The 1,460-nt window shown below is 65.2% G+C and carries 1 protein-coding gene; it reads right to left on the reverse strand.

The window, feature by feature from the left end; all coding sequences use genetic code 11:
* Nucleotides 1–22 precede the first annotated feature (22 nt).
* Nucleotides 23–1,237: an IS110 family transposase gene (locus B9C99_RS25455; protein ID WP_088899799.1), complete on the reverse strand. Its 1,215-nt coding sequence runs from the start codon at nucleotides 1,235–1,237 to the stop codon at nucleotides 23–25.
* Nucleotides 1,238–1,460 lie beyond the last annotated feature (223 nt).

The raw sequence follows: 1,460 nt of genomic DNA on the forward strand, positions 1-1,460 counted from the left end.
GGAAGGACTCTCAATGACAGTGTCAAGCAGCAACTGCAACCGAAGCCGGGTTGTCGATGCTGAATTCTCGGCCGTCACGCAACAACGCCCACAGAACATCGACCAGGCGCCGGGCCAGGGCCAGTAGGGCTTGGGTATGGACCTGCCGTTCACTGCGTTTGCGGTCGTAGAACCGCCGCGACGGCCCTCGCTCGTACCGCAGACTCGACAACGCTGCCATGTAGAACACCCTGCGCATGCGCCGGTTGTAGCGTTTCGGGCGGCGCAGGTTGCCGGCGATCCGGCCGGAATCACGGGGCACGGGTACCAGCCCGGCGTAGGACGCCAAGCGTCCGGCGCTGGCGAAGCCGGCCAGATCGCCACCGGTGCCGACGAGAAACTCGGCGCCCAGTCCCGGTCCCATGCCGGGCAGGGATTCGATGATCCGCGCCCACGGGTGCTGCCGGAATCGGGTGGTGATGAGCGTGTCGGTGTCCTTGATCTCGCGATCGAGATCGAGGAGCTTGCGGGCGATGCGTTTGATCAGCATCGCGGTGTCGGCTTCGCCCGGCAGGGTCAGCGTCTGCCGCTGCGCCGCCTCGACCGCCGTGGCCGCGGTCTTCGCGATCCCTGGCTTCCAGGCATCGTGCTCGGCGAGATATGTTGCGACCCCTACCGTTCCGGCGACGCGGATCTCGGCGGGGGTGCACATACCGGCGACCAGGATCAGTGGAGTGCGGGTCGAGTAGTCGAACGCGGCTTCCAGTGCCGGGAAGATCGATCCGAGCAGCGACCGCAGCCGGTTGATTCCGGCGACCCAGTCGGCCATCAGGTCGGTGCGGTAGCCGGTCAGTTGGGTCAGTCCGACCACGAGTTCGTCGGGCATGGTGACCTGGTTCAGGTCTCGGCGCATACGGGCGGTTTCGGCGATCACCTTCGCGTCCTTGGCGTCGGTTTTCGCTTCGCCACGAAATCCGTGGGTCATCGTGTTGACCACCCGGCCGGGCACATAGGTCACCGTCTGGTCGGCGGCGAGCAACACGCTGATCAGCAGCAGCGCCAGCGGGCTGGTCAGGTCGATCGCCCACCGCAACTGATCGCCGATCCGGTCGGCGCGGGCGATCACGGCTTCGATCGCGGCCTGGTCGTTGCCGACCTTCTGGCTGAAGATCGTCGTGCCTGCACTGTCGACGGCGCACGCGTGATGCGCTGTTTTGCCGACGTCGATCCCGATCCACAGCTCTGCGTGAGTTGGCATCTGCGTGCTCCTGACTTTGCAGTTCGTGCCCGTGGACAACCCCGCCGACAGATCCCTAAACAGCGACGACGATCCGCAACAAGCTCTCAATCAGCAGTCGGAGCGTCCAGCGCGATGGGGCAGCCAGTCCTTCCGAGCCTCGACCGAAGCAGAAATCCATCAGCTACACCCCACCGCTCTGGGCATCCAGGGCACCAACCCCAGACACCTACAAACTTAGGGA

The sequence above is a fragment of the Rhodococcus sp. BUPNP1 genome (assembly GCF_002215235.1).
Lineage (GTDB): Bacteria > Actinomycetota > Actinomycetes > Mycobacteriales > Mycobacteriaceae > Rhodococcus.

Coding starts and splice junctions, on each gene's coding strand:
- B9C99_RS25455 (WP_088899799.1), bottom strand. CDS start 1,237: ATGCCAACTCACGCAGAGCTGTGGATCGGGATCGACGTCGGCAAAACA.